This is a genomic window from Mesorhizobium sp. M0088 (genome assembly GCF_040322895.1).
Classification (GTDB): domain Bacteria; phylum Pseudomonadota; class Alphaproteobacteria; order Rhizobiales; family Rhizobiaceae; genus Mesorhizobium.
Genome location: NZ_JAMYUI010000009.1, coordinates 70,710 through 94,037 on the forward strand (window position 1 = coordinate 70,710; position 23,328 = coordinate 94,037).

At 63.0% G+C, this 23,328-nt stretch carries 26 protein-coding genes and 1 tRNA gene; 18 read left to right on the forward strand and 9 right to left on the reverse strand.

What is annotated here, in order from left to right; translation table 11 throughout:
- Positions 1–70: 70 nt before the first annotated feature.
- Genes NKJ67_RS12815 through speB form a run of 6 tightly spaced genes read left to right on the forward strand, consistent with a single transcriptional unit; the run spans position 71 to position 4,848 of the window.
- Complete coding sequence (locus NKJ67_RS12815; protein WP_352581533.1) at positions 71–853, forward strand: ABC transporter permease; 783 nt, start codon at positions 71–73, stop codon at positions 851–853.
- A 10-nt stretch (positions 854–863) separates the two neighbouring features.
- Positions 864–1,634, forward strand: a complete 771-nt coding sequence (locus NKJ67_RS12820; protein WP_128308272.1) for an ABC transporter ATP-binding protein — start codon at positions 864–866, stop codon at positions 1,632–1,634.
- The gene (locus NKJ67_RS12825; RefSeq protein WP_352581534.1) at positions 1,631–2,386 is read left to right on the forward strand and encodes an SDR family NAD(P)-dependent oxidoreductase; all 756 of its coding nucleotides are present in this window, start codon (positions 1,631–1,633) and stop codon (positions 2,384–2,386) included. The genes NKJ67_RS12820 and NKJ67_RS12825 overlap by 4 nt, the downstream gene beginning before the upstream one ends.
- Complete coding sequence (locus NKJ67_RS12830; protein WP_352581535.1) at positions 2,380–3,087, forward strand: SDR family NAD(P)-dependent oxidoreductase; 708 nt, start codon at positions 2,380–2,382, stop codon at positions 3,085–3,087. The genes NKJ67_RS12825 and NKJ67_RS12830 overlap by 7 nt, the downstream gene beginning before the upstream one ends.
- Before the next feature lie 12 nt (positions 3,088–3,099).
- Positions 3,100–3,870, forward strand: coding sequence for a creatininase (locus NKJ67_RS12835; RefSeq protein WP_127291462.1), 771 nt, complete (start codon positions 3,100–3,102; stop codon positions 3,868–3,870).
- Between the two features lie 12 nt (positions 3,871–3,882).
- Positions 3,883–4,848 carry an agmatinase gene (speB, locus tag NKJ67_RS12840; protein ID WP_352581536.1) on the forward strand — a complete coding sequence of 322 codons (966 nt, stop codon included), beginning with the start codon at positions 3,883–3,885 and terminating at the stop codon, positions 4,846–4,848.
- A gap of 38 nt (positions 4,849–4,886) precedes the next feature.
- On the opposite strand, the gene NKJ67_RS12845 is transcribed toward speB, so the two are convergent.
- From NKJ67_RS12845 to NKJ67_RS12855, 3 genes are read right to left on the reverse strand one after another with little or no spacing between them, the layout of a single operon-like run.
- Positions 4,887–5,654 carry an alpha/beta fold hydrolase gene (locus NKJ67_RS12845; protein WP_292567339.1) on the reverse strand — a complete coding sequence of 256 codons (768 nt, stop codon included), beginning with the start codon at positions 5,652–5,654 and terminating at the stop codon, positions 4,887–4,889.
- Positions 5,655–5,674: 20 nt separating this feature from the next.
- Positions 5,675–6,235, reverse strand: a complete 561-nt coding sequence (locus NKJ67_RS12850; RefSeq protein WP_256746161.1) for a DUF192 domain-containing protein — start codon at positions 6,233–6,235, stop codon at positions 5,675–5,677.
- A gap of 24 nt (positions 6,236–6,259) precedes the next feature.
- A complete protein-coding gene (locus NKJ67_RS12855) occupies positions 6,260–6,856 on the reverse strand; it encodes a cold-shock protein (RefSeq protein ID WP_032901396.1) in 597 nt (198 codons plus the stop codon).
- Positions 6,857–7,073: 217 nt separating this feature from the next.
- On the opposite strand from NKJ67_RS12855, the gene gloA reads away from it, so the two are divergent.
- Together gloA and NKJ67_RS12865 are read left to right on the forward strand one after the other, a co-directional pair.
- Entirely contained in the window at positions 7,074–7,514 is a 441-nt protein-coding gene (gloA, locus tag NKJ67_RS12860; RefSeq protein ID WP_127332092.1) for a lactoylglutathione lyase, read from the forward strand.
- A gap of 146 nt (positions 7,515–7,660) precedes the next feature.
- A complete protein-coding gene (locus NKJ67_RS12865; RefSeq protein WP_292660526.1) occupies positions 7,661–7,954 on the forward strand; it encodes a DUF2218 domain-containing protein in 294 nt (97 codons plus the stop codon).
- Positions 7,955–7,962: 8 nt separating this feature from the next.
- Here the strand turns inward: NKJ67_RS12865 and NKJ67_RS12870 are convergent, their stop codons facing one another.
- Complete coding sequence (locus NKJ67_RS12870; RefSeq protein ID WP_128308265.1) at positions 7,963–8,529, reverse strand: DUF1697 domain-containing protein; 567 nt, start codon at positions 8,527–8,529, stop codon at positions 7,963–7,965.
- Positions 8,526–9,782, reverse strand: coding sequence for a threonine ammonia-lyase IlvA (ilvA, locus tag NKJ67_RS12875; RefSeq protein WP_352581537.1), 1,257 nt, complete (start codon positions 9,780–9,782; stop codon positions 8,526–8,528). The genes NKJ67_RS12870 and ilvA overlap by 4 nt, the downstream gene beginning before the upstream one ends.
- Before the next feature lie 465 nt (positions 9,783–10,247).
- On the opposite strand from ilvA, the gene NKJ67_RS12880 reads away from it, so the two are divergent.
- Positions 10,248–11,321: an alpha/beta hydrolase gene (locus NKJ67_RS12880; RefSeq protein WP_352581538.1), complete on the forward strand. Its 1,074-nt coding sequence runs from the start codon at positions 10,248–10,250 to the stop codon at positions 11,319–11,321.
- A gap of 143 nt (positions 11,322–11,464) precedes the next feature.
- Complete coding sequence (locus tag NKJ67_RS12885; RefSeq protein WP_127409048.1) at positions 11,465–12,628, forward strand: alpha/beta hydrolase; 1,164 nt, start codon at positions 11,465–11,467, stop codon at positions 12,626–12,628.
- Between the two features lie 293 nt (positions 12,629–12,921).
- Here NKJ67_RS12885 and ade read toward each other — a convergent pair whose 3' ends face one another.
- The gene (gene ade / locus NKJ67_RS12890) at positions 12,922–14,730 is read right to left on the reverse strand and encodes an adenine deaminase (protein ID WP_352581539.1); all 1,809 of its coding nucleotides are present in this window, start codon (positions 14,728–14,730) and stop codon (positions 12,922–12,924) included.
- 147 nt (positions 14,731–14,877) lie between these two features.
- On the opposite strand from ade, the gene NKJ67_RS12895 reads away from it, so the two are divergent.
- From NKJ67_RS12895 to NKJ67_RS12905, 3 genes are all read left to right on the forward strand, one after another.
- Complete coding sequence (locus tag NKJ67_RS12895) at positions 14,878–15,729, forward strand: alpha/beta fold hydrolase (RefSeq protein ID WP_352581540.1); 852 nt, start codon at positions 14,878–14,880, stop codon at positions 15,727–15,729.
- Between the two features lie 93 nt (positions 15,730–15,822).
- A complete protein-coding gene (locus NKJ67_RS12900) occupies positions 15,823–16,488 on the forward strand; it encodes an outer membrane protein (RefSeq protein ID WP_128304023.1) in 666 nt (221 codons plus the stop codon).
- Between the two features lie 282 nt (positions 16,489–16,770).
- Positions 16,771–16,856: transfer RNA gene (locus NKJ67_RS12905), tRNA-Leu, on the forward strand.
- Positions 16,857–17,097: 241 nt separating this feature from the next.
- Here the strand turns inward: NKJ67_RS12905 and NKJ67_RS12910 are convergent.
- The 3 genes from NKJ67_RS12910 to NKJ67_RS12920 are packed head-to-tail and all read right to left on the reverse strand — an operon-like array spanning position 17,098 to position 20,272.
- On the reverse strand, positions 17,098–18,546 hold the full coding sequence (locus NKJ67_RS12910) for an aromatic amino acid lyase (protein ID WP_352581541.1): 1,449 nt from the start codon (positions 18,544–18,546) through the stop codon (positions 17,098–17,100).
- A gap of 26 nt (positions 18,547–18,572) precedes the next feature.
- Positions 18,573–19,157, reverse strand: a complete 585-nt coding sequence (locus tag NKJ67_RS12915) for a GDYXXLXY domain-containing protein (protein WP_352581542.1) — start codon at positions 19,155–19,157, stop codon at positions 18,573–18,575.
- Positions 19,154–20,272, reverse strand: coding sequence for a DUF2157 domain-containing protein (locus tag NKJ67_RS12920; RefSeq protein ID WP_352581543.1), 1,119 nt, complete (start codon positions 20,270–20,272; stop codon positions 19,154–19,156). Before NKJ67_RS12920 ends, NKJ67_RS12915 begins: the two co-directional genes overlap by 4 nt.
- A 237-nt stretch (positions 20,273–20,509) precedes the next feature.
- Between NKJ67_RS12920 and NKJ67_RS12925 the strand changes: the two genes are divergently transcribed.
- The 5 genes from NKJ67_RS12925 to NKJ67_RS12945 all read left to right on the forward strand — a co-directional run bounded on the left by NKJ67_RS12925 (position 20,510) and on the right by NKJ67_RS12945 (position 23,322).
- Positions 20,510–20,650: a DUF1127 domain-containing protein gene (locus NKJ67_RS12925; RefSeq protein ID WP_013531315.1), complete on the forward strand. Its 141-nt coding sequence runs from the start codon at positions 20,510–20,512 to the stop codon at positions 20,648–20,650.
- Between the two features lie 49 nt (positions 20,651–20,699).
- On the forward strand, positions 20,700–20,840 hold the full coding sequence (locus NKJ67_RS12930; protein WP_013531314.1) for a DUF1127 domain-containing protein: 141 nt from the start codon (positions 20,700–20,702) through the stop codon (positions 20,838–20,840).
- 384 nt (positions 20,841–21,224) lie between these two features.
- Positions 21,225–22,643, forward strand: coding sequence for a methylenetetrahydrofolate--tRNA-(uracil(54)-C(5))-methyltransferase (FADH(2)-oxidizing) TrmFO (trmFO, locus tag NKJ67_RS12935; protein ID WP_352581545.1), 1,419 nt, complete (start codon positions 21,225–21,227; stop codon positions 22,641–22,643).
- Positions 22,644–22,715: 72 nt separating this feature from the next.
- Positions 22,716–23,006 carry a type II toxin-antitoxin system ParD family antitoxin gene (locus NKJ67_RS12940; protein ID WP_027039163.1) on the forward strand — a complete coding sequence of 97 codons (291 nt, stop codon included), beginning with the start codon at positions 22,716–22,718 and terminating at the stop codon, positions 23,004–23,006.
- Positions 22,990–23,322 carry a type II toxin-antitoxin system RelE/ParE family toxin gene (locus NKJ67_RS12945; protein WP_081738917.1) on the forward strand — a complete coding sequence of 111 codons (333 nt, stop codon included), beginning with the start codon at positions 22,990–22,992 and terminating at the stop codon, positions 23,320–23,322. The genes NKJ67_RS12940 and NKJ67_RS12945 overlap by 17 nt, the downstream gene beginning before the upstream one ends.
- The last annotated feature ends 6 nt before the right edge of the window (positions 23,323–23,328 follow it).

Below are 23,328 nucleotides of genomic sequence, written 5' to 3' on the forward strand. Positions count from 1 at the left end.
CTGTCGGCAGCGATGTCATTCCGGCTCGCGCCGGTGACGGCCGTTCTTTCGATCATCCGGGGATAATGATTTGTTCAGCAGCCTGTTTGTCTTCCGCGGTCGCGCATCGCCGATGCTGGAGTTTGCCGTCAGTGTCGCCGCGGCTGTGCTCGTTATTGCCCTGTGGGAGCTGGCGGCGCGCGCGGGCATCATTGCGCCGCAGTTCCTGCCCTCGCCGAGCCGCGTCGTCATTGCCCTGTGGACGATGCTGACCGAGCAGAACCTGCTGTGGCACGTCGCGGTTTCGACCACCCGTGTCTGGATTGCCTTCCTGCTGGCCGCCGTCATGGCGATCCCGATCGGCATCATGATGAGCAGCTACCGGATCGTCGGCGCCGCCCTCGAGCCGATGATCGATTTCATCCGCTACCTGCCGGTCCCCGCACTCGTGCCGCTGTCGATCATCTGGTTCGGCGTCGGCGAGGAGACCAAGATCTTCCTGCTCTGGCTGGGGACGTTCTTCCAGCTCGTGCTGCTCGTCGCCGACGACATGCGGCGCGTGCCGCAGGAGTTCGTCGAGGTCGCGCGCACCGTCGGCGCCAATTCGAGCCAGGTCATGGTCGACGTCGCCCTGCGCTGGATGGGCCCGACGCTGCTCGACAATCTGCGCATCACGCTCGGCTGGTGCTGGACCTATCTGATCATCGCCGAGATCGTCGCCGCCGATTCCGGCATCGGCTATGTGATCTGGACGGCCCGGCGCTTCGTCAAGACACCGGAGGTCATGGCCGGCGTCGTCGTCATCGGCCTGATCGGCCTTGTCACCGACCAGCTTTTGCGCCTGCTTCACCGCCGGCTGTTCCGGTATCTGTAAGGAGCATGACATGACCGGATATGTTCAATTCGTCGACACGGCCAAGTCCTTTGGCCCCGTCGATGTCGTGCGAAACACCAGCCTTGGCCTCGAGCGCAATTCGCTGGTAGTCTTCCTCGGCCCCTCGGGCTGCGGCAAGACCACCCTGATGCGCATGGTCGGCGGCCTCGACGAACCGAGTTCGGGCTCGATCCTGCTCGGTGGGGAAAAGGTCGTCAGGCCGGACCGTCGGCGCGGCATGGTGTTCCAGTCCTATTCGTCGTTTCCCTGGCTGACGGTCAAAAACAACATCGCCTTCGGCATGCGCTACAGGAAGGACCTCGGTGCCACCGAAAGAGCCGAGCGTATCAGCCACTATCTCAAGCTGTTCGGGCTCGCAGACTTTGCCGACTCCTATCCAAACCGTATCTCGGGAGGCATGCGCCAGCGCGTGGCCATAGCCCGCACGCTCGCCGCGGGTTCGGACGTGCTGTTGATGGACGAGCCCTTCGGCGCGCTCGACGCGCTGACGCGCGAGCGGCTTCAGGTCGAGCTGCGGCAGATCCAGATCCGCGAGGAAAAGACCATCATCTTCGTCACCCACGACGTCGAAGAAGCCGTATTTCTCGCCGACCGGATCATCCTGTTCTCGCGCCGTCCAGCCTCGATCGTCGCCGATATCGACGTGGCGGCAGAGCTTGGCCCGGACCGGCCGCTGGAGATTCGCGAAACCCAGAAATTCTTCGAGCTGCGCAACAAGGTCCTGCATCTGATCCGCAACGAAACCGGAGTGGTCGTATGAGCCTCTCCTTTTCCGGAAAGACGGTCGTGATCACCGGAGCGAGCCGAGGCATCGGGCTCGGCATCGCCAAGGGCTTCGCCCAGGCCGGCGCCAGCCTGCACCTCATTGCCAACGACGCGGCCGTGCACGAACGGGCCCACGACTTGGGCGCCACAGGCACGGAGGCCGACATCGCCGACCGCGAGGCGGTCGGCGCGGCCCTCGGACCGATCTCCCGGATCGACGTGCTCATCAACAATGCCGGCCTCGAGCTGATGACGCCGATCACTGACAGCAGCGACGAGGCCGAAGCCGCCTTCCGGCGCATCATCGAGATCAACGTCATCGGCACGGCGCTTGTCACCGCGCGCGCCTTGCCGCGCATGCAGGCCGGCGCTTCGATCATCAACACCGCATCGATCTGGGGCCGCGTCGCCGAAGCGCGGTTCGGCGCCTATGTCGCCTCCAAGCACGCCATCATCGGCCTGACGAAAACCTGGGCCAAGGAACTTGGGCCGAAAGGCATCCGCGTCAATGCGGTCTGTCCGGGATGGGTCCGCACGGAAGCATCGATGCGCTCGCTTGGCCGCATGGCCGAGCAAGGCGGCGTCAGTGAAGCAGCACTGCTCGAAGACATCGTCGGCGCGCAAGCCCTGCCCGGCCTGATGGAGCCGGCCGACATGGCCGGCACCTACCTGTTCCTGGCGTCGGATCTCGCGGCCAACATCACCGGGCAGTCGCTCGGCGTCGACAGGGGAGAAGTGCCTTGGTAACCCCGCTGCACGGAAAACGCGCGCTGGTCACCGGTGCGGCCAGCGGCATCGGCCGCGCGACCGCGCTCGCCTTACGGGACGCCGGAGCCATGGTTCTCGGCTTCGATCTCAAGGCATCTGAAGGCGATATCCCGATCCTTGCCTGCGACCTTGCCAATGAGGCCGACATTATTGCCGCGGTCAGGCAAGGAGCGGAACGAATCGGCGGCTATGACATCCTGATCAACAATGCCGGCATCCTGCAGGAAGCACCGCTTGGCGCGATTTCGCTCGACCATGTCGACCGCATGTTTGCCGTCAATGTGCGCGGCGCCATCATCGTGGCGCGGGAAGTCCTGCCGTACCTTCCCGATGGCGGCCGCATCATCAACATCGCCTCCGAGCTTGCCTATCTCGGCCGGGCGAGCGCCTCGGTCTATTGCGCGACCAAGGCCGCATTGCTCGGCCTGACCCGATCCTGGGCGCGCGAGCTTGCGCCTCGCATCCTGGTCAACGCCGTGGCGCCGGGGCCGACAGACACGCCGCTTCTCGGTTTCGAGGCGCTGAGCGAGAGCCAGCGCGCGCTTGAAACAACACACCCGCTGGGGCGGATCGGCCGCCCGGATGAGATCGCCTCCGCGGTGGTCTTCCTTGCCGGCCCCGGCGCCACCTTCTTCACCGGACAATGCCTGGGCGCCAATGGTGGCGCGGCGATGCTTTGAAATGGGATGATCATGAAAGACCGAGTTTTCCTCGCTGAACTGCCATGGCCCGAAGCCGAGAAGAGGATCGCCGCCGGCGCGCCTATCTTCCTGCCGCTCGGCTCGACCGAACAGCATGGCCACCACATGGCGATGAATGTCGATGTCGTGCTTCCCACCGCCATCGCCGAGACAGTGGCGAAGCAGGTCGGCGGCCTCGTCGCGCCGACCATCGCTTACGGCAACCGCTCGCAGCCGAGAACAGGCGGCGGCCCGGCCTTCCCCGGCACGATCAACATCACGGCGCATACGTTTTCGCTGCTGGTCAAGGATGTGATCTGCGATCTCTATCGCCAGAAGGTCCGGCGCATCGTCGTCCTCAACGGCCACTACGAGAACATCGGCCCGTCGATCGAAGGCATCGAACTGGCGCTCGACGCCATCGGCCGCGAGCGTGCGGCGGATCTGACGATCCTGCGCATCGATCATTGGGAAATGGTGCGCACAGAGACGCTGGCAAAAGTGTTCCCCGATGGTTATCCCGGCATCGAGCTGGAACATGCGAGCGTCATTGAAACCTCGATGATGCTGGCGCTGCGTCCCGAGCTCGTCGACCTCGGCAAGGCACTGCATGACGGGCCGGCGCAGTTCAGGCCATATGATCGCTATCCCAAGCCGGCAGAGGAAGTGCCGCCATCCGGCGTGCTGTCGCTGACCGAGGGCTCATCAGCCGAAAAGGGCCGGTGGCTGCTCGACGACTGCGAGACCCGCATTGCGGAAATCGTCAAACGTGAATTCTTCTGAGGTGCCGACACCATGAGCAGCAATTTCTTCCAGCCGATCGACGCTTCCGCCGTTCCTCGCTTCGCCGGACTTTCGACCTTCATGAGACTGCCGTCCGTGGCAAGCGCGGAAGGGCTCGACATCGCGCTCGTCGGCATTCCGTGGGACGGCGGCACCACCAATCGGGCCGGCGCACGGCACGGCCCGCGCGAGATCCGCAACCAGTCGAGCCTGATGCGGCGCGCCCATCACGTCTCGGGAACGGAGCCGTTCAGCATCGCCAACGTCGCCGATGTCGGCGATCTCTCGGTCAATCCGATCAACCTGCTGGACGGGCTGAAGCGCATCGAGGACGGCATCGCGGCGATCGTGGCAGTGGGCGCCATTCCGCTCGCAGCGGGCGGCGATCATCTGACGACGTTGCCGGTGCTGCGCGCCGTGGCCCGCAAGGCGCCCGTCGGCATGATCCATTTCGACGCGCATTCAGACACCAACGACCGTTATTTCGGTGACAATCCCTATACGCATGGCACGCCATTCCGCCGCGCCATCGAAGAGGGGTTGCTCGATCCCAGGCGCATCGTCCAGATCGGCATCCGCGGCTCGATATACGAACCCGGCGAACATGACTGGGCGATCGCCCAAGGCATTCGCATCATCTACATGGAGGAGTTCGTCAGGCGGGGCGCGGCCAGCGTCATGCAAGAGGCGCGCGGCATCGTCGGCGATACGCCCATCTATGTGACCTTCGACATCGACTGCATCGACCCGTCGATGGCGCCTGGGACCGGAACGCCCGAGCTAGGCGGCTTCACCACCCGCGAGGCCCAGGAAATGGTCCGCCTGCTCGACGGATTGACCATTGTCGGTGCCGACGTCGTCGAGGTGGCGCCGCCTTTCGACCTGGGCGGAATGACGGCGCTCGCCGGCGCGACGATGATGTTCGAGCTGCTGTGCGTGATGGCGAAGTCGGTTCAAGCAGCGAGAGCGCCGGACTGAGCACAAGCATCAAATCCGCCTGATGCATCGCCGTCCGCTCAAAGCGGATTCTCGGCATAGAACTCCAGCACGCGCTGCTTGAAGGTCTTGTCCCCGACGGCCAGCATATGGTCCCGGCCCTCGATGTGAAAGGCGCTGGCGTTCGGCATCAACGCTGCAAGCTCATCGGGCGAGCCGCCAATGTCGTCGGTGGTTCCGACGGCGACCAGCGTCGGCTGGGCGATGCGGGCGATATCCTGCTCGCTCAGCAATTCGCGCGATTTGGCGATGCAAGCGGCCAAGGCCCGGCGATCGCTGCGGGTCTGGTCGGCGAAGGCGCGAAACGACCGGCCGCGCGGATGGCTGGTGGCGGCCGGATCATCGGCAAGCAAGGCGGCGGCGATCGGATCCCAATCGCCGACACCGTCGACCATGCCGATGCCGAGACCGCCGAAGACCAGCGTCGCCACCTTGTCCGGATCGGACAGCGCCATGAACGCCGCGATGCGAGCGCCCATCGAATAACCCATGACATGGGCGCGCTCGATGCCGAGATGGCCGAGCAAGGCAGCGGCATCGGAAGCCATCTTGACCGGCGTGTAGTCGGCCTCCTCATAGCTCTTCGACGACGAGCCGTGGCCGCGATTGTCGAAGGCGATAGCGCGGTAACCGGCATCGTTCAGCGTCTTGAACCAGCCGGGCGACACCCAGTTGACATAATGGCTCGAGGCGAAGCCATGGATCATCAGCACCGGATCGCCCTCGCCGGATGCCGGCTGACGGTCGAGGAAGGCAAGCTCGAAGCCGTCATGGGTGAAAGACTGCATCTGCGATCCCGCCTGTGTGCTCAACCGCCACCGCCATTGGGTGCATCGCCATTGTCGGCTGGTGGCATGCCGGGGCCGGATACCGTGCCCACGGCCGGATGACGCAACAGGTCGCCATACTCGATGCCGTTCCTGGCGGCAGTGCCGGCCTTGAGCTCGAGCACGAAGCGAACCGGTACGCCGGGCGAAATGACGGCGTCGGATTGCGGCTCGCCGTGCTTGATCGCCCGGATCTTGCCATCCTGGCCGACGAAAATCAGATCGAGCGGCATTGGCGTGTTGTGCATCCAGAAGCCGACCTGCTGCTGGACCTCGAAGACGAACAGCATGCCGTGGTTGTCCGCCATGTCCTGGCGGTACATCAAGCCGGCCTCGCGCTCCGCGGCGGTGTCGGCGACTTCGATGGAAAAAGAGCGATCACCGCCTTTCGTCACCACGACCAATGGCGCCGGATCGGCCGGAAGGATCATCGCCCGGCTGTCCGCCGAGGTCGGCTTTTCGGAATAGAAGTAACCACCGGCGGCGGCGATGAAGGCAATCGCGCACATCGCGCCCGCGGTCAGCCAGTTCCTGTAAGCCATTCGAGATCCTCGGCCGGGAACGCCTTAGTGCGAGACCGGCAAGGTCCCCATATCGGGGTGAATTTCGGCGGCCATAAGGCCTTTGTCGCCGCGCCCGAAACGAACCAGCACGACCTGCCCCGGCCGAAGCTCGGTGATACCGTAACGGCGCAAGGTCTCCATATGGACGAAGATGTCCTCGGTGCCCTCGCCGCGGGTGAGAAAACCAAACCCCTTGGTGCGGTTGAACCATTTCACCAGGGCGCGTTCGAGACCGCTCTCCGGCGTCACCGCGACATGGGTGCGCTGCTCCTGCATCTCGGCCGGGTGGACTGCGGTGGTGACGTCCATAGAGAGCACCCGGAAGGCCTGCAATCCGCGGTCGCCATGTTTGACGAGGCAGACCACGCGTGCGCCCTCCAGGGCCGTCTGAAAGCCATCCCTTCGAAGACATGTCACATGGAGGAGGATATCGCCGGAAATGCCGTCATCCGGCAAAATGAAACCATAGCCCTTGGCCACATCGAACCACTTGATGGCGCCGGCTATTTCGAGCAGGTCCGCGGCATCGCCGCCTTCGTCACGCTGCAAGGCGTCGCCGAGGGGTCCGTCCCGCCCCGTCAAAGAGGCCTTTTCCCCCATAAGAATGCCCCCTTTTTTCAAGAACACCGCAACTGATTCTTGCCAACAGATTAACACTGCGGCTTCCGGTCTGTGCAAGACCTGCCGTGCCTTTTTTCACGGTTCATTTGGGCAATACCGGATTTGTTCTTTGCCGGCATTGCGCACCGCCGCACGATTGCCCTTTGACAGGGCCGACCCTATGTTGCGCCGCAACGCAATTTATCGAGGAAATCACATGCGCTATCTGCACACCATGATCCGCGTCACCGACGTCGATGCCTCGCTCGACTTCTACTGCAACAAGCTCGGCCTCAAGGAAGTGCGCCGCTACGAAAACGAGCAAGGCCGCTTCACACTGATCTTCCTCGCGGCCTCCGAAGACGAGCAAAGCGGCATCGCCGACAAGGCACCGCTGGTCGAACTGACCTACAATTGGGATCCGGAAGACTACAAGGGCGGACGCAATTTCGGCCACCTCGCTTATGAGGTCGACGACATCTACGCCACCTGCCAGCATCTGATGGACAATGGCGTCATCATCAACCGGCCGCCGCGCGACGGCAACATGGCTTTCGTCAAGTCGCCGGACGGCATCTCGATCGAGCTTCTGCAGAAAGGCCCGGCCAAGGCCAAGGCGGAGCCCTGGGCTTCGATGGCGAACACCGGAAGCTGGTAGCCGATCACGCTGTCTTGAGCGGACAATGCCAGGCTGACGGCCCGGTACCGTTTGGTTTTCCAGGGGCGGCGCCTATCTGTCTGGCTGAGGCGCCAGGCTTGGGCCGGTGCCCCGGCCACGCAACAGGCGCTTGCCCAGGAGAATCCATGCCGACCAGCCATGCCGACGTCGCCACCGAACATGCCAGCCGCTACCTGCAGCAGCTGTGCAAGCACTGGGCGCACAAATTCCCGGTCGAGTTCGATCCCACCCACGGCACCATCGATCTTTCAATGGGCCGTACCGTCATGGATGCCGATGCGGCGACACTGCATATCACGGTGTCGACTGACGAAGCAGGATCGATCGAGCGCCTGGAAGGCGTTGTCGCCGATCACATCAAGCGCTTTGCTTTCCGCGAAGAACTGACCTTCGATTGGAAACCCGCTCCGGCAGCTTAGGCGGCGAATTACTTCCCACCGGCCGGAGCGGCCATCTCCAGCAGCGCCTGCACCGAGCGCCAGTTGCGCGCGGTACCCGGCACTTTCAGCGTGCGCGGAATCAGCCCGGCAAACACCGATTTGCCCAGCCCGTCCGGCGCGTGCAAGTAGAGCACATCGCCCTTGATCTCGAAGCGTTCGGGGCCGGTGCACTTTTCGGTCAGTCGCGCCACCTCGTCCGCTGTCGGCTCGCGCTCCAGCACATAGGCATGCAGCTTGGTATGGTCCCCGGCAACTTCCGGGTAAGGGTTTTCGTTCACCAGCCGCTCGAACCAGGAAAGATCGCGCACCATGATGCGCGAATAAAAACCCCATTTCTTCTCGAAGGCTGCTTCGATCTGTTTCGCCAGTGTCGCTGCGTCGCCCTTCTTCGCCCGGAACACGGCATTGCCGCTCTGCACGTAGGTGGCGACATCGGAAAAGCCGAGATCCTCGAAGAACGACCGCAGCTCCGCCATTTTGACGATGCGGTTGCCGCCGACATTGATGCCGGAAAACAGCGCGACGAAGATTTTTCCTGCCTCCTTGCCGCTCATATGATGAAACCGGCCAATGTCTCGTTGTCGGTGATGTCCTGATACTGGACGCCCTCGGCCTCGAACTTCGCCTTGAGCAGATCGAAATTGCGGCGGTCCTTGGTTTCGATGCCGATCAGCACCGAACCGAAATTGCGCGCCGATTTCTTCAGATATTCGAAACGGGCGATGTCGTCGTCGGGCCCGAGCAGTTCGAGGAAGTCTCGCAGCGCGCCGGGCCGCTGCGGAAAGCGGATGATGAAGTATTTCTTCAGCCCCTCGAAGCGTAGCGCCCGTTCCTTAACGTCCGGCAGCCGCTCGAAATCGAAATTGCCGCCCGAAACCACGGCAACGATGGTCTTGCCCCTGATCTCCTTCTTGGAGAAATCCTTGAGCGCATCGATCGCCAGCGCGCCAGCCGGCTCCAGCACGACGCCTTCGACGTTGAGCATTTCGATCATGGTGGCGCAGAGCCGGTTTTCCGGGATCAGCCGCACTGTGTCGGCCGGAAAATCCTTGAGATGACGCAACGGCTCGCGGCCGATCTCGGCCACCGCGGCGCCATCGACGAAATTGTCGACCTTGGCGAGTTTGAGCCGTTTTCCCGCCGCAAGGCTTTCGCGCAGGCTCGGCGCGCCTGCCGGTTCGCAGAAGACGAAGCGTGCTTCCCTGCCCTGATCGGCGAAATAATGGGTGACGCCCGCGGCAAGTCCGCCACCGCCGACCGGGAGCATGACGATATCGGGCATGCGGGCGCCCGGCATCTGGTCCGCGATCTCGTAGGCGACGGTTGCCTGGCCCTCGATAATGTCCTTGTGATCGAAGGGCGGCACCATATGGGCGCCGGAACTGCCAGTGAATTCCAGGGCCGCGCGATAGCAGTCGTCGAAGAAATCGCCGACCAGCCTGATCTCGATGAAATCGCCGCCGAACAGCTTGGTCTTGTCGATCTTCTGCTGCGGCGTCGTCACCGGCATGAACACAACGCCTCGCCTGCCGAAATGGCGGCAGACGAAAGCAAAACCCTGCGCGTGGTTGCCGGCGGACGCGCAGACGAACAGTTCAGCCTCGTTGCCGGCCGCCAGTGTCTTGCGGAAGAAATTGAAGGCGCCGCGGATCTTGTAGGAGCGGACCGGCGACAGGTCCTCGCGCTTCAACAGCACCCGCGCACCGGTCTTTTTCGACAGATAATCGTTTTCCTGGAGCGGCGTTTCAGGAAAGATCTGGCGGATCGCGGCGGCAGCGGCAGCAACGCGGGAAGAGAAACTGTTCATCGGAAACCACCCTTGGGAAAGCCACCTTGTGTTGCACGCTGTCCGCGGACCTCTATCATTGATCGGGTCGCACACGTTCGGTTGTTGAGCGCCGGGACAAGGTGCGGCGCGAGCCAGCCTATTGCATATCCGGCTACGTGGCGCCATCGTCCATCATGTGCGTCGTTCCGAGCGGAAATTTTGCGGAATATTTTCAGTTACTTGTGGGTACATTCTCATGCCCCTGGCACCGGGCGGCTTGAAACCGCTATCTCTGCGGGAATTGGAGAGCCGGCGGCGACGCCGCTCATTGCGCGGATCACGCAGGCGTTTCCCGCCATTTTGGCATTCGCGCAACACTGCGATGGCCGCAGCGGCGCGCCGATCACATTTCGACTGGACATGACTTAGTTCTGCCGCACTCTGCCTGTCCGGGAGGTATCGTGAGGATAGACAGGCCTTTCGGCCGGAGTTGGAAATTCAGGCGTGCCTTTGAAGAAGATTTTCACCGTTCTCCTGGCCTTGTTCGTCGCCGGCTGCGCCGGCCAGCAAACACAGGAATTGCTGGGCAGCGCCATGGTGTCCGCGCCGGTGACGGAGATCGCCGGCAACCACTCGATCTTCATCGCCACGACGCGCAAGAAATCCGACGATCCCAACAAGGTTTTCGACGGCGAACGCTCGGCGACGCTGAACTATGCCCGCGTCAACGTCACCGTTCCGGGGCTTCACAAGCCCGGCCAGATCGAGCGCCGCTCGCGCGGCAAGTCGGACGACCCGGCCAAATATTTCATGGCTTCCGAGGTCGTCGGCTACGACACGCAGCCGAAATTCTCCAGCGCGCTCAACGCCGACATCGCGGCGCGTGGCGGCCGCGTCATGGTCTTCGTGCATGGCTACAACACCGGCTTCGATGCCGCCGTCTATCGCCTCACCCAGATCGTCCATGATTCCGGCTATCCCGGCACGCCCGTGCTGTTTTCCTGGGCATCGGGTGCCAGGACCACCGACTACGTCTATGACAAGGAAAGCGCCAGCGCTGCCCGCGACCAGTTGGAGGTGACGCTCAGGATGCTGGAGCAGTCCGGCGCGCGGCGCATCGACATCGTCGCGCATTCGCTCGGAACCTGGGTCACCATGGAAACGCTGCGGCAGATGGCCATCACCGGCGACCGCGATCTCGGCGGCAAGCTCGGCGACGTGGTGCTGGCTTCGCCCGACATCGATGTCGACGTGTTCAAGAGCCAGATGCGGCGCTATGGCAAGCCCGACAAGCCGTTCATCCTGCTGTTGTCGGACGACGACCGCGCGCTGCGGCTCTCCGGCCTGATCGCCGGATCCCGGCCGCGCGTCGGCGACTACAAGGATGCCGCCGATCTCGCCTCCTATGGCGTGTCGGTCGTCGACCTGTCCAAGGTCAAGGGATCGGACAGCTTCAACCATACGAAGTTCGCCGACAATCCAACGCTGGTGAAGATGATCGGCCAGCGGCTGCGCGAGGATGACGGCTTTGCCAGCGACCGTGACGTGACAGACCGCATCAGCCTGCTTGGCCAATAGGTGCGGTCCCGCGGTTTTCGCCGTGCCTGCCCGGCATCGCGGACGTGTGGATTCACTTTGAACTGGACCGCGCCGGTCTCTGGCCTTATCGGAATAGCCAGCGACGTCACTCGTTTGACGTCCCCTTTTGCGGGAGCCTGCGTGTGACCGTGCGTTCGAAGAGCTACCTCGTCGTTGCATTGGCGCTCGCTGTCACCGGCTGCGCCGGCGGCAAAACGCACGACCTGCTCAACAAGACGACTGTCACGGTGCCCGCTTCCGACATCGCGGCCACGCATGAAATCTTCGTCGCCACCACCCGCCAGAGGGCAACCAAGGACCCGCGACAGGTGTTCGACGGCGATCGCTCGCTGACCACCAGCTTTGCCCGTGTCGACGTCACCGTCCCGAAAAACCACCAGGTCGGCGCCATCGAGCGGGCCAAGGGATCGGCAAACAGCAACCCGGCCAAGGATTTCACCGCCAAGGACGTCACCTTCTATGAAGGCGCGCCGCAGTTCGCCAAGGCGGTCGGCGCCGACATCGCCATGCGCGGCGACCGTGCGCTGGTTTTCGTGCACGGCTTCAACAACGGCTTCGATGACGGCATCTACCGGCTGACGCAGATCGCGCACGACACGAAATATCCCGGCACCCCGGTGCTGTTCTCATGGGCTTCGAGCGGCAAGACCACGGGTTACATCTACGACAAGGAAAGCGCCAACGCAGCGCGCGACGACCTCGAGGCGACGCTCAGGATGCTGGCCAAGACCAAGGTCAAGAGCATCGACATCATCGCCCATTCGATGGGGACCTGGGTGACCATGGAGGCTCTGCGCCAGCTTGCCATCACCGGCGATCGCGATCTCGACGACAAACTCGGTTACGTCATCCTGGCCTCGCCCGACATCGATGTCGACGTGTTCAAGAAACAGATGATCCGTTACGGCAAACCCGACAAGCCATTCGCCATCCTGCTCTCGGCGGATGACCGGGCTCTCAAGCTGTCCTCCCTGATCTCGGGCGATAAGCCGCGCGTCGGCGATTACGGCGATGCGGCCGACCTCGCCAGCTATGGCGTGTCGGTGGTCGACCTTTCCCAGGCCAAGGGCGGTGACCGCCTCAACCACGCCAAATTCGCCGACAACCCGATGCTGGTGCAACTGCTGGGCGACCGGCTGCGGGCGCCTGCCGGCCTTGCCTCGGACGAGCCCGTCCCGACTCAGCTCAACAATCTCGGCCAGGGCCTCGGCAAGGCCGTCGGCTCGGTCGCGGAAATCGTCATCACCACGCCGTTCAAGGTGCTGACCATCGCCACCGGCGGGTAGCCGGGGGCAGCTTCCTGGTGGAGACCATCAGGTGTCGAAGTCGGCGCTGCCCCTCACCTGCCTGCCGGCATCCTCTCCCCGTATAGTGACGGGGAGAGGGGCGCTATTATCACCGGTTTCGCCAATGACCAGCATTGCAAGAAGAGGACAGTCGTTGCGGCCAGCCCCTTCTCCCCGTCAGTATACGGGGAGAAGTGCCCGGCAGGGCGATGAGGGGCGGCGCCGACGCTCGGCAAAGGTGAATTCGAACCTGAAGCGATTGCCCGCCGGGCATGGCCTGAATATCAACAATCCTAGACGAACAGATCGACCTTCTGGAATGTCGTCACGTCGATCAGGCCGACATCGGAAATCCTGAGTTCGGGAATGACGACCAGCGCCAGCAGCGAGTGCTGCATGTAGGCGTTGTTCAGCGAACAGCCCATCTTGCGCATCGCCTCGGTGAGCTTCTCTGCCTTGGCCGCGACGATCTCGGCCCGCTCGTCCGACATCAGCCCGGCGATCGGCATTTCGACCAGCGCCAGTTCCTTGCCCTTGGAGAACAGCACGACGCCGCCGCCGACCGCACCCAGGCGATTGACGGCCAACGCCATGTCCTGCTTGTTGGTGCCGACGCAGATGATGTGATGGGCGTCATGCGCGACGCTGGACGCCATGGCGCAGTCGCCCATATAGCCGAAGCCGGAAACGAAGGCGTTGGTGACGCCGCCCGTGCCCCCGTGGCGCTCGACCAGCGCTATCTGGCAGATGTCGTTGCGGCGGTCCATGGCGACCAGCCCGTCCTCGACCGCCAGATCGGCCTCCAGCGCGCGCGTCGGCGCCTGGTTCTCGATGACGCCGATAACACGCACCCGCACCTCGTTGGCGCCTTTGGGAGCAACGATATCGAAGTCGCCGCCCTTCAGCTTCTTGCCGAGCTTGACGGTGTTCTTCGCCGTCCGGGGGTAATCATAGGCCGGGATGTCGACTTCAAGCTTGCCACCCTTGGCCAGCCTGACGCCGCGTGCATAGACCTCGTCGATGGTCATTGCGGCGAGATCCGAGACGATCAGCAGGTCGGCCAGCCGGCCCGGCGCGATCGAACCGATCTCGCGCTCCAGTCTGAAATGCTGAGCGGTGTTGAGCGTCGCCATCTGGATCGCCGTCACCGGCTTCAACCCCTGTTGGATGGCATGGCGCACCACGCGGTCCATATGACCTTCCTGGACCAGCGTGCCGGAATGGCTGTCGTCGGTGCACAGGATGAAGTTGCGCGGATCGATCCCGCTCTCCGTCACCGCCTTGATCTGCGAGGCGACGTCGTACCAGGCCGAGCCCAGCCGCAGCATCGCCTTCATGCCCTGGCGCACACGGGCGATGGCATCCTCGGCGCGCGTGCCCTCATGATCGTCCTCGGGACCGCCGGCGACATAGCCATGGAACGGCAGGCCGAGATCGCGCGAGGCATAGTGGCCGCCGACCGTCTTGCCTGCCTTGACCGTCGCCGCGATCTCGCCCGACATCACCGGATCGTTGGCGGCGACGCCGGGGAAATTCATCACTTCGCCAAGACCGATGATGTTTTCCCAGCTCATTGCCTCCGCGACATCGGCGACCGTCAACTCGGCGCCTGCATGTTCCAGCCCGGGCGCCGAGGGCACGCAAGACGGCATCTGCACATGCACGTTGATGGGCATGGCGACGGCCTCGTCATGCATCAGCCGCACGCCGGGCAGGCCAAGCACATTGGCGATCTCGTGCGGGTCGATGAACATCGAGGTGGTGCCGTGCGGAATAACGGCCCGGCAGAACTCGGTCACCGTCACCATGCCGCTCTCGACATGCATATGCGCGTCGCAGAGGCCGGGCACCAGATAGCGCCCGCCGGCGTCGACCACCTTGGTGCCCTGGCCGATGGCATGGCTGGCGTTCGGCCCGCAATAAGCGAAACGACCGCCGGCGATGGCGATGTCGGTGCCGGCGATGATCTCGCCCGAATGCACGTTCACCCAACGGCCGTTGCGGACGACCAGGTCAGCGGGTTTGCGCCCCATGGCGACATCGACCAGATGTGTCGCCATCTCGGTCCACGGTCTGGGTTTTGCGGGCGTTGCTTTCGTCATTGGCGATTCCTTCGGTTGTCGGCAGTCTCGCAAATGTCGGCGGGCGCCGCCAGAGCCGTCGGGCCAACACACCGCGGCAGACTGAGCTTGTTGACTAATCTGGCCAAAGCGCGATGCTGGCTACGGACCGAGCCGTAAGGGGAAAACATGACCCGTTTTTGCAAAGTGTTCGCCATCGTCATCTTGTTCGCCGCCTCGAGCGCTTTTGCCGCCGCTGAGGAACGTTGGCAGACCTTGCCGGAGCCTGCGGCCATGCCCAAACCCGATCAGAGCGGATATGCGCCGGTGAACGGCATCCAGATGTACTACGCCGTTTTCGGAGCGGGTGACCCCGTGCTGCTCATCCATGGCGGCCTCGGCCACGCCGACATCTGGGCCAGCCAGGTGGCCACGTTTTCCAAGACGCACAAGGTGATAGTCGCCGACAGCCGTGGTCACGGCCGCTCCACCCGCACCGAGCAGCCCTATGGCTATGACTTGATGGCGTCGGACTATCTGGCGCTGCTCGATCACCTGAAGATCGACAAGACCGCGCTCGTCGGCTGGAGCGATGGCGGAATTATCGGTATCGACATCGCACTGCATCATCCGGAGCGGCTGACAAGGCTCTTTGCGCAAGCCGCCAACGTAACCACCGACGGCGTCGATCCGGGCGTGATGACCAACAAGACCTTTGCCGCCTACATCGACCGCTCCGGCCGCGACTACAAGAAGATGTCGAAAACACCGGACCAGTATGACGCCTTCGTGGCGCAGATGAGCCATATGTGGGAGACCGAGCCGGCGTGGACCAAGGAGCAGCTCGCTGAGATAACCACGCCGACGGCGATCGTTGCCGGCGACCATGATGAAGCGATCAAGCGCGAACACACCGAATATATCGCCTCCGCCATCCCGGGCGCGAAGCTGATTATCCTGCCCAACGCCAGTCATTTCGCCATGCTGCAAGCGCCGGATGAATATAACCAGGCTGTGCTGGACTTCATCGACGCCAAATAGAGGATTCTGTGCGGCGACAGGGGGATTGCGATTGCGGCGAATGCGGTTATCCTTCTGGCGAGGATCTTTCTGAATCGTCATTTGGGGAGTTCGATGCGTCGACTGATAGTCGCAAGTGCCGGTTTTCTCGCCGTTCTGGCCGTGCCGGCTTTTGCAGCCGACCCAACGGTCGACGTGCCTATGACCGCGCCCGGCTTCGACTGGACGGGCTACTACGCTGGTCTGCAGGCCGGCTATGGCTGGGGCCAATCCGATATATCGGTGACAGAAGGCGCGCCGTTTTCCATCGCGCCCGACATTGACGGCGGTTTTGTCGGCGGCCATGTCGCAGGCCTGTGGCAGTTCAACCAGGCGGTGCTCGGCGCCGAGGCGGACCTCAACTATTCCTCGGTCGGCGGCACGACGGTATCGGCGCTGGGAAGCACATTCGGCACCGACATCAAGTGGTTCGGGTCGGTCAACGCCAAGGCCGGCTACGCCATGGATCGCCTGCTGGTCTATGGCATTGGCGGCGTCGCCTTTGCCGGCATCGAAACATCGCAAGTCGCGGGTCCGGCGTTCGCCAGCACGCGCACGAATGTCGGCTGGACCGTGGGTGCCGGCGTCGACTACGCGTTGACCGACAAGTTCGTCGTCGGCGCACAGTATCGCTACTATGATTTCGGCTCCGAGCACTACGACGTGGCGGAACCCTTCAACGATCGCGATCAGAACGTGAAGCTCAACACGGTAGGCATCAATTTGAGCTACAAGTTCTGAGCAGGGCCACAATCGCGACGCTGCCGGACCAGGCAACCACTCAAAGGGCTCTTTCATGGAAGGGTGGCCGACGCTCCCAGTGGGCGGGGGGAATGGGTTGGGCCTGAGAGGCGCCGGCCTTGGCAGATCAAATCCACCACACGCATCCTACCATTACCCGCCCCGCCGATAATTCCGTGATCGCGCCAGTATCATCAAGTTGCCCGGTCTGGTTGCACGTTCGTCGAACGCTCAACAACACGACTTGACGGCCTCTGTCTGGCGTCTGAAAAGGGCTGGCCTGCGGACGTGGCGGAATTGGTAGACGCAAGGGACTTAAAATCCCTCGATCTCTGATCGTACGGGTTCGATTCCCGTCGTCCGCACCAGCCTTCGCTCTTCGAGCTTCGAGTGGCGAGCCACCTGAAGCTCGTTAGTGCATATCGCCCAAAGTGACCTCGGTTTTGGGAGAGCGACATGCACAAAGACAAAGACCTGAAGCGGGTCGCCTGAAGGCGCGACACCGCTTTAGACAAAGGAGCGTCCTCCGAAGCCTTGGCCAAGGAGGACCGGTTCGAATTTCATCCGTTCAGGCGCACCAATTTCACCAGCCACGGCTTGTTCGCATCTCTACGCCTCGAACACTTTCTGTGTGAACCATTCCGCCAACCTGGCAAGTTCCGGCCCCAGCACGCGATCCTCGCCGACAGGCGGCACGATAGCTCTGATTTGATCGACGAAGGAGCGCAGTGCCGGCGGCGGCGTCCGTTCGGTGACGTGCAGCGCCTGCGAGGCGATCATCGCCAGCATCGCCATGGCCGCATCGACGCAGCGGCCGGCGGTCGCTTCCTTGGTCCATGCGAAGAATGCCGTCGTGGCGACGTCGTCCTGCCCCGCACCGGCCGATTCCGTGCCCGGAATGAAGGTACGTTGCGCCGCCAGCTTGGCCTGCTCGAGATAGCCGGTGATCGCCATCGGCACGTAGCCGACATTGCCGTGGCCGTCGCTGTCGGCCGAGTGTCGTCCGGTCATCAGAAGATCGGGCAGCAGCGACACCTTGCCGTTGAGCAGCTTGGAGGCGTGGCGATCACAAAGCAGGCAGATGTCGGCCCATATCGCCGCCAGATCATCCAGCGCCGGCGTCGCCATGGCGTTGTGATAGCCGCCGGTCGAGATGCAGCGGCCGAGCGGATGTGCATCGTCGGGCGGGATGTAGACCGGATTGTCCGATATCGAGGCCAGCGACACATTGGCTGCCCGCTCGGCCGACGACAGCGCACGATGCGCCTGGCCGAGCATGCGTGGCACGATGCGGTAGCTGACCGGCGCCTGATAATTGCGTCGCCCATCGCCGGCGCCAACCAGAAATTCCCGCAAACCCTGCAGGGCCGCGGCCTCATGCTCATCGCCCCAGAGCGTATCGAGGGCGGCGTCATAGTGTTCGAGCGGGGCACGAAACGCCTCGATCGACAGCGCGAACACTTTTTGCGCCATGCGGATCCGGCGGCGCGCCGCGAGCGCTGCGTCTGCCACCAGAGCAGCAGCGCAAGGCGAGCCGTTGATCAGCGAGCCGCGTTCCTTGACCTCGAGGTCGAAACGCGTCGAAAGTTCTGCAAACAAGGGGTAGAGCGCCAGGATCTCACCGGCGCCGCCCTGGCCGGAGGCCGGCACCGTTGGCATCGGCTCACCGTCGAGCATAGCGGCCACGGCAAGCGCGATGCGCGGCGTTGTGGCGGCGTTGCCCTCGATGAAATTCGTCAGACGGGCAAGCACGATCGCCCTGACCACGCGATCCGGCAAGGGATCGCCGAACGAGGTGGCGGCGGCAAACGCCTTGATGCGCGCATGGCGATCACGCTCGTCAGGTTCGAGCTTTCGGCTTGCCAATTCCCCCATGGCGGTTGTGACGCCATAGATGACCGGTGGCGGATCGGATTCGATCAGCCTGAGAAACGAGGCGCGGCATTCGGCGATGCGCTGCAAGGCCTTCTCGCCGATCGCCACCGTGTCCTTCTTCCAGGCGACGCGGAAAACAGTGTCGAGGTTGATGTCGTCACGCTTCGACAGGCTAACTGGCATGCTTCACACCACTGGAAATAAGGGACTTAGTAGAGTGGTTCCTCGAATAGCGTCTTGTCGCCGTCGACCAGCGCCTTGATCTGCGCGGTGCCGTCGCCGGCGAGCGCAAGACGGATGCCGAATGGCCGCACCCGCATATCGTTCTGGATCGCCATCCCCTCGCCTTCCGGCAAATAGAAGCGCTCAATACCGTAGTCCGGCGCGATGGTCGCCTCTTCGCCGCGAAGGTGCCAGCCCTCGGCGACGTGGCCTGATATATCGGCCTCGTCGGCAGCGGCGGGCGTCGGCGCCTTGCCGAACCAGGCGGCCGTCGGCTGCCAATAGTTGTCGGACCCCTTGTTCAAGCGGACGACTATCGTGGTGTCGTCGCTTGAGAGTTTGTCGGGCGGAATGTTGGCGATCATTTTCACCGGTATGCGCGAAATATCGTAGCCCAGGATAATATAGTCGCCGCGCAGGAGGTCGCGCGGATCGACGGGCTCGATCTTCAGCAGCACCTCTTTGCCGTTGCGCAGGATCGCCGCGCGGCCGGCGATGATCCAGCTCAGGAAGCCGATCTGGACGAGCGCCAGCACCAGTGCCGAGATGACAAGCCTTTTCCCGGTGATCATGCCGTGGCTCCTTTGGCATCTGGACCCTTCATGCGTTTTTCGACGCGGATGATGACGATCGCAAGGATGCCGAGCAGCACCGCGGCGGCAAGGAAGAAGCCGGCCGTATCGAGCATCGATTGCAAGGTCACCACATAGATGATGGCGAGTTCGAAGGCGAAGCCGAGATAGGCAAGCCAGCGTAGCCCACGGCTCTCCCGTCCTGCCAGCACGATTGCCGCGACAATGCCGGCCAGCGCGATCACCGAAGCGATGGCGAAACCGCTGTTGTAAGTGCTCTCGTCGGCGAGTTCGAACTGGATCATTGCGAGGCCGGTGAGGAAGCCGAGCAGTGCGTGCAAGGGCAAGCGGCCGCCGAGCTGCACGACCCGGTCGACCGGATCCGGCGCGAAGACCGAGGCCGCGAACAGCAGCGCCGAGACGACGACCAGCGGGATCGCCACCTGCAGCGTGTCGTGGTTGGTGACCAGCAGCACAAGATAGAACAGAACCGACAGGATGATCAGGTGGCGCGCCGCCTGGCTGCGGGTCCAGAACGAGACGGCAAACAGCACGATGGCCATGATCAAGAAGGCATGCGGAAATTCGCTGCGGCTGTAGTAGTCGAAGCCTTTCAGGAACAGCCAGGCATCGGCGATGCCGACCGAAGCCATGGTCAACGGGTTCGAACGCAGCGCCACCGCCGCCAGCGCCGTGCCGGCGCCCCAGGTGACCACAGCCGAGGCCTCGTCGCCCGAGAGATGATACATCTGGCCGATCAGCGCGATCGAGCCGCCGAAAGCCGCAGCCGCCACGATCCAGAGCGCTTCCCCGATCGCCGCATGGTCGCGGGCCTTCAGCACCGCGCCGCCGACATAGCCACCAAGGATGACGGCAAACAGTGCCGCCACGCGCGCCAGCCGCGGGATCGCGTCCCAGTTGGCGGCGACGAAAATCAGGATGGCGGCGCCGAACAGCAAGGCAGCCATCATCGCCAGGATAGAGCCGAAGTTGAGCGACTTGCGCTCGTTGGCCTCGACATCGCGCGAAAGCGAATCGGCCGTTGCCGCGTCGATCAGCCCGGCCTGCTGCCAGCGCGCGATATCCGCCCTGACCCGCGACGAATAACTCGCCATGCTGCATCTCCCCCCAGTTCGGTCTTTTTTTCAGCCGATCCGGTCAAACCGCTGACGCAGCGGCATTTTCCGATTCGGGTTTCTTTATGTCAGGTCCGTGAACGCGCGTTAATGCTGCATTGCACAATTTGCATTGCTGCCATGCAGCCATAGCGCTTTTAAATCGATATGGGTCCGCCTATTTATGGTTCGTACACAAACGGAATGATCCGCAAGAAAGACGAAACGAGAACTACCATGAACCTGATCCGCAACTACCGCAACTGGCGCCGCTACAGGGACACCGTGTCCGAGCTGAGCCGCCTGAGCAACCGTGAACTGACCGACCTCGGCATCAGCCGCAGCGACATTCCTTACGTCGCTCGCAAGGCGGTCTAATTTTTCGGACCGCGAATGGTCCGAACCAGTTTTGAAAAAGAGAACGACAATGAACCTGATCCGCAACTATCGTAACTGGCGCGTTTATCGCGAGACGGTTACCGAGCTGGGTCGCCTTTCCAACCGCCAGCTGCATGATCTCGGTATCGTCCGCGACGAAATCAAGATCATCGCCCGCCAGGCGATCTAACCAGAATTTCGGCAGGGTCGACCTCCTCCCCGACCTTGACGAATACGGTCACCCCTTACCTCCTCCCAAGGGTTGGCCACAAAAACGGCGCCCGCCGCACCTCCTCCCGCGGCGGGCGCTGTTTCCCCGGAGCAAAACGAATTTTGCTCCAGAGGTTTCGCCCCTTTTAAAATGGCGAAAGGAATTTCGTCGAAGCCGACCTCCTCCCCGGCGATGACGAATATGGTCGGCCTTCACCTCCTCCCGAGGGTCGACCCCAAAAACGACACCCGCCGGACCTCCTCCCCCGGCGGGTGTTGTTGTTTTCAGGGGGCGCTCCCATCAGCAGCCGTTTGCCGCGCACGGCAATTGCAATCGCCGCACCAAGCGATTATTCCGGCGTCCATGAGCAAAAATCCAGTCCACATCATCGGCGGCGGCCTCGCCGGTTCCGAAGCCGCATGGCAGGCAGCGCAGGCCGGCGTGCCCGTCATCCTGCATGAAATGCGGCCCGTTCGCGGCACCGATGCACACAAGACCGACAGCCTGGCCGAGCTCGTCTGTTCCAATTCCTTCCGCTCCGACGATGCCGACAACAACGCCGTTGGCCTGCTGCACGCCGAAATGCGGCTGGCCGGCTCGTTGATCATGAGCGCAGGCGACGCCAACCAGGTTCCGGCAGGCGGTGCGCTGGCCGTCGATCGCGACGGATTCGCCGATGCCGTGACGAAAAAACTCGAAGCACACCCGCTGATCACCATCCGGCGCGAGGAAGTGCCTGGTCTGCCGCCGACGGATTGGGACCAGGCGATCGTTGCCACGGGTCCGTTGACCGCCCCCGGGCTTGCCCAGTCGATCGCGGAAGCGACCGGCGCCGATGCGCTCGCCTTCTTCGACGCCATCGCGCCAATCATCCATTTCGACACGATCGACATGGATACCTGCTGGTTCCAGTCGCGCTACGACAAGGTCGGTCCAGGTGGCACCGGCAAGGACTACATCAATTGCCCCATGGACAAGGACCAGTACCTAGCCTTCGTGCAAGCGCTGGTCGACGGGCAGAAAACCGAATTCAAGCAATGGGAAGGCACGCCCTATTTCGACGGCTGCCTGCCGATCGAGATCATGGCCGAGCGCGGCGTCGAGACGCTGCGCTACGGACCGATGAAACCGATGGGGCTGACCAATGCCCACAATCCGACGGTAAAGGCCTATGCCGTGGTACAGTTGCGCCAGGACAATGCGCTGGGCACGCTCTACAACATGGTCGGTTTCCAGACCAAGTTGAAGCATGCCGAGCAGGTCCGCGTGTTCCGCACCATACCGGGTCTCGAAAACGCCGATTTCGCCCGCCTCGGCGGCCTGCACCGCAACACCTACATCAACTCGCCGACCTTGCTGGACGCCTCGCTGCAACTGAAGTCGCGGCCCGGCCTGCGTTTCGCCGGCCAGATCACCGGCTGCGAAGGCTATGTCGAAAGTGCGGCCATCGGCCTGCTTGCCGGCCGCTTTGCCGCAGCTGAACGGCTCGGCCACGCACCGTCGCTGCCGCCGCTCACCACCGCCTTCGGCGCGCTACTCAACCACATCACCGGCGGCCACATCGTCTCCGATGACGAACCGGGAAAGCGTTCCTTCCAGCCGATGAATGTCAATTTCGGCCTGTTCCCGCCTGTCGAAGCCCCGAAGACCGAGGGCAAACGCATGCGCGGCAAGGACAAGACTGTTGCCAAGCGGCATGCCATCACCTCGCGCGCACGTGCCGATTGCCGGCAATGGCTGGGGCTGCCGGCACAGACGGAAACGGCCGAGGCGGCGGAATAAACAGCTTCGCGTTCTGATTGTAACCCGGCACGAAGGGGGATAGTATCCTACTTTATGCCGGGAGACGCATCCATGGAATCCGCCGAGAAACTGTCTGTCACAGTCACGCCAGCCATGGCACGCATGATCCGCGAGAAAGTCGAGGACGGCTCCTTCGGATCAGCGAGCGAGGTCATCCGCGCCGCCCTTCGCGCCTTCCAGCGCGAGGAAGATGAGCATGCCGAACGCATGGCGTCGATCAGGGCACGAGTGAAAGCATCGATCGAGGACACGAGGCCGAGCCATTCGGGAGAAAAGGTTCGCGACCATCTTCGGGAGCTCGCCGCTCAATATTCGAGCCGCAGCGATGATTCAGCGGCTTAAGGTTGAATATGGCGAAAGTGCCAGGACCGATCTGGCCGCCATTTTCAGACATATCGTCAACGCCGGTGGAAGTCCTGACGTCGCGCTGAAGTTCACCTTGCGCATCGAAGACCGCTGCCAGAGCATCGGCGACGCACCGCGTGGCGGCCGATCGCGCGACGACATCGTGCCAGGATTGCGAACGGTTCCGTTCGAGCACTCTGCCCTTGTCGCTTACATCATTGATGATGCTGTCGTCCGCATCGTTAACATCTTCTACGGCGGTCGCGACTACGAAACGCTGATGCGTGATGGTGGTTCGAGCGCGCCCTCATAGCAATCG

Bases quoted from the DNA above. Each gene is read 5' to 3' on its own strand.
- NKJ67_RS12820 (WP_128308272.1), top strand. From the start codon at position 864: ATGACCGGATATGTTCAATTCGTCGACACGGCCAAGTCCTTTGGCCCC.
- NKJ67_RS12825 (WP_352581534.1), top strand. From the start codon at position 1,631: ATGAGCCTCTCCTTTTCCGGAAAGACGGTCGTGATCACCGGAGCGAGC.
- NKJ67_RS12835 (WP_127291462.1), top strand. From the start codon at position 3,100: ATGAAAGACCGAGTTTTCCTCGCTGAACTGCCATGGCCCGAAGCCGAG.
- speB (WP_352581536.1), top strand. From the start codon at position 3,883: ATGAGCAGCAATTTCTTCCAGCCGATCGACGCTTCCGCCGTTCCTCGC.
- NKJ67_RS12845 (WP_292567339.1), bottom strand. From the start codon at position 5,654: ATGCAGTCTTTCACCCATGACGGCTTCGAGCTTGCCTTCCTCGACCGT.
- NKJ67_RS12850 (WP_256746161.1), bottom strand. From the start codon at position 6,235: ATGGCTTACAGGAACTGGCTGACCGCGGGCGCGATGTGCGCGATTGCC.
- NKJ67_RS12855 (WP_032901396.1), bottom strand. From the start codon at position 6,856: ATGGGGGAAAAGGCCTCTTTGACGGGGCGGGACGGACCCCTCGGCGAC.
- gloA (WP_127332092.1), top strand. From the start codon at position 7,074: ATGCGCTATCTGCACACCATGATCCGCGTCACCGACGTCGATGCCTCG.
- NKJ67_RS12865 (WP_292660526.1), top strand. From the start codon at position 7,661: ATGCCGACCAGCCATGCCGACGTCGCCACCGAACATGCCAGCCGCTAC.
- NKJ67_RS12870 (WP_128308265.1), bottom strand. From the start codon at position 8,529: ATGAGCGGCAAGGAGGCAGGAAAAATCTTCGTCGCGCTGTTTTCCGGC.
- ilvA (WP_352581537.1), bottom strand. From the start codon at position 9,782: ATGAACAGTTTCTCTTCCCGCGTTGCTGCCGCTGCCGCCGCGATCCGC.
- ade (WP_352581539.1), bottom strand. From the start codon at position 14,730: ATGACGAAAGCAACGCCCGCAAAACCCAGACCGTGGACCGAGATGGCG.
- NKJ67_RS12895 (WP_352581540.1), top strand. From the start codon at position 14,878: ATGACCCGTTTTTGCAAAGTGTTCGCCATCGTCATCTTGTTCGCCGCC.
- NKJ67_RS12900 (WP_128304023.1), top strand. From the start codon at position 15,823: ATGCGTCGACTGATAGTCGCAAGTGCCGGTTTTCTCGCCGTTCTGGCC.
- NKJ67_RS12910 (WP_352581541.1), bottom strand. From the start codon at position 18,546: ATGCCAGTTAGCCTGTCGAAGCGTGACGACATCAACCTCGACACTGTT.
- NKJ67_RS12915 (WP_352581542.1), bottom strand. From the start codon at position 19,157: ATGATCACCGGGAAAAGGCTTGTCATCTCGGCACTGGTGCTGGCGCTC.
- NKJ67_RS12920 (WP_352581543.1), bottom strand. From the start codon at position 20,272: ATGGCGAGTTATTCGTCGCGGGTCAGGGCGGATATCGCGCGCTGGCAG.
- NKJ67_RS12925 (WP_013531315.1), top strand. From the start codon at position 20,510: ATGAACCTGATCCGCAACTACCGCAACTGGCGCCGCTACAGGGACACC.
- NKJ67_RS12930 (WP_013531314.1), top strand. From the start codon at position 20,700: ATGAACCTGATCCGCAACTATCGTAACTGGCGCGTTTATCGCGAGACG.
- trmFO (WP_352581545.1), top strand. From the start codon at position 21,225: ATGAGCAAAAATCCAGTCCACATCATCGGCGGCGGCCTCGCCGGTTCC.
- NKJ67_RS12940 (WP_027039163.1), top strand. From the start codon at position 22,716: ATGGAATCCGCCGAGAAACTGTCTGTCACAGTCACGCCAGCCATGGCA.
- NKJ67_RS12945 (WP_081738917.1), top strand. From the start codon at position 22,990: ATGATTCAGCGGCTTAAGGTTGAATATGGCGAAAGTGCCAGGACCGAT.